The organism is Acinetobacter sp. YH12227 (assembly GCF_013417785.1).
In the GTDB taxonomy this organism is placed as follows: Bacteria; Pseudomonadota; Gammaproteobacteria; order Pseudomonadales; family Moraxellaceae; genus Acinetobacter; species Acinetobacter gandensis.
In genome coordinates this window covers 1-2,727 of sequence record NZ_VPDH01000147.1, presented here as the reverse complement: position 1 = coordinate 2,727, position 2,727 = coordinate 1, and the positions used below count along the sequence as shown (strand labels likewise).

The 2,727-nt window shown below is 38.0% G+C and carries 2 protein-coding genes and 1 pseudogene; all 3 read right to left on the bottom strand.

What is annotated here, in order from left to right; translation table 11 throughout:
* Nucleotides 1-316: 316 nt before the first annotated feature.
* Nucleotides 317-1,069, bottom strand: a complete 753-nt coding sequence (locus FTV09_RS17430; RefSeq protein ID WP_010116195.1) for a hypothetical protein — start codon at nt 1,067-1,069, stop codon at nt 317-319.
* A 202-nt stretch (nt 1,070-1,271) separates the two neighbouring features.
* Nucleotides 1,272-2,603: pseudogene (locus FTV09_RS17425) on the bottom strand (SulP family inorganic anion transporter); the annotation flags it as partial.
* A 30-nt stretch (nt 2,604-2,633) separates the two neighbouring features.
* A partial coding sequence (locus FTV09_RS17420) for a transposase domain-containing protein (RefSeq protein WP_136143756.1) occupies nt 2,634-2,727 on the bottom strand: 94 nt, incomplete at its 5' end.

Genomic DNA, 2,727 nt, shown 5'->3' with positions numbered 1-2,727 from the left:
ACTCAATTCAGCAAGTGTTTTTTCTGCTTTAATCGCAGCAAGTGCTACCTTAGCTTTAAAATCATTTGAATGATTTCTTCTTGGTCTACGTGCCATAAAATACTCCTTATATCGATGTTTATAACATCATTCGGGGAGCAAAATATCACTTATAGGTGTTGTTCAAATTTCCTGATCCACCTCTGTGAGAGATTGAGATTCCTGTTAGCAAATAGCAGTTACACAGAATTTTGACTGGGTTCAAATATTAAACCCAGTCAAAACAGGTATTAATTTATAAACTCAAAACCAACTTGAACAGCATAGAGACCACCGTTTATAATTTTTGACAGTTTTGCAATAACGCGTAGCCACCTTTAGATTTTTTTAAATCTAACAAAGAGTAGACCATTGAGTCTCCAAACACGCCATCATTAATAGTTCCTACGCTCAGTAAGTAGTTATTATTGGAGAATACTGGATTATTTTTTTTACTATATTGATCATCAAAGTTTAGCTGTTGTGAAATATTATCGTAAGTCACTGTCGCACTAGTTTTTTGGTTATTAAAGTGGTAGGTTACGCTTAGATTTTCGTTGCTATCACACTTGTAGTTGACGACATAATTTTGCTGGTTAGATGGTTGCTGCTGGTCAGTGATAAAGGCTTTCAAATTAAATTTTATTTCGGTGCTTGCATGCTTACGGGCATCATTGCGTGTTTGGCTTACGATAAGCTTATAATCCCCTGTATAAGGCAGGACTTGGAAATCACCAGAGAGTTCACTAGTTTTATTGTTATTTCCAAGATACAGTAAATTTAATACCACATCGTCTGATGTATTTTGTCTTACTACTCTTAGTACTTGATTAGCTTGTGCATGGAATATATATTCCTTTGTATCATAGCCAGTAATACTTCCCTTAATATCCAAAACTTGGGGGTTAGCAATATTACTGTGACTATTTTTATGAGAAGTCTCGACTGCATTAGTATACTGACTATTGTTATCAGGTGTTGTGTTACAGCCTGATAAAGCAGCTATACACGACATCACCAATGCAAGAGCGAGTATTTTCTTTGATTTCATCTTAAAACCTTTCGTATTAAAAAATAATTGATTATTTTAACATCCAAAATAGTTGAGTTTATTGACGTCGGAAAAACTATATATTACATCCATATCTTCGAGTAGATTTTAGCTAGTACACAATAGACCAAAGCAAATCCAATGAAAAAACATAATAGATTAACACTCCAGAGATTCTACATAAATGTAGAATCTCCTGCACTTAGATTCTGGAATGTGTTCCATACTTATCAATCATGATAGAGCTGGCTTCATTTAAGCCACGCACAGTAACCTTAATCCCGTTTTTCTGGAATTTGCTGACAACAGAGTCAAGCATGGCGACTGATGTTACATCCCAAATGTGAGAATGGGTCAAATCAATAATCACATCCTTTACATCCTCTTTAAAGTCAAAACCTTGCATGAATTTTTCAGAAGAACTAAAGAAGATCTGACCTCTCAAATCATATAAACGGGCTGTTCCTTCAAAAGATGCTGTTACCTGGATATCATTTTCAAGTTTATTCGCCAAGAATAAGGCTGAAAGCAATACGCCCGTTAATACACCTAGAGCCAGGTTATGCGTAGCAACAACTACAATTACGGTCGCAATCATGACGATATTACTGCTCTTAGGATTATCTTTTAACTGAGTGACAGAACTCCATTCAAAGGTACTGATCGAGACCATGATCATCACCGCTACCAATGCAGCCATTGGAATCACTTTGAGCCAGTCACTAATAAATACAACCAGAATAAGAAGAAAAATACCCGCAGAGAATGTTGATAAGCGTGTAAGGCCGCCTGATTTTACGTTAATCATAGATTGACCAATCATGGCACAACCGGCCATGCCACCCATAAAGCCAGAAGCAATATTCGCAATCCCTTGTCCCTTACATTCCTGATATTTATCACTTGGCGTATCTGTCATTTCATCCACGATGGTTGCTGTCATCATCGATTCAAGTAAACCTACAGCCGCCAGTGCTACCGAGTAAGGCAAAATAATCATCAATGTTTCAATATTCAAAGGAATATTTGGAATCAAAAACATTGGAAGTGTGTCAGGTAAAGACCCCATATCACCCACAGTCCGTACATCAATTCCTAAAGCGATTGCCAGTAATGTGATCGCAATGATGCAGACAAGTGGAGAGGGGAGTAATTTTCCTAATTTGGGAACCAAAGGAAAGAGATAAATAATCGCCAGACCTAAAGCAACCAGAGCATATACATGCCAGGTCACATTAATCAGTTCTGGTAACTGAGCCATGAAAATTAAGATCGCTAACGCATTTACGAATCCAATAACTACAGATTTAGATACGAACCGCATTAACTTGGCGAGCTTTAAATAGCCTGCCAATATCTGAATCATGCCTGTCAGAATTGTTGCTGCCAGCAGATATTCAAGCCCATGCTCTTTGACCAATGTGACCATAAGCAGTGCCATAGCCCCTGTAGCAGCTGAAATCATTGCTGGACGACCACCTACGAAAGAAATCACGACAGCAATACAGAAGGATGCGTATAGACCGACTTTAGGTAAGCGTCCGCTGAACCCCATGCCTATTTTTTAATTTGAGTTGGATTTCCAGCGATGTGGTAGTAATTCTTCTATTTGGGTCGCTTTATGCGTCGGCAGCCTTTTCAGCACATCACTGAGATAG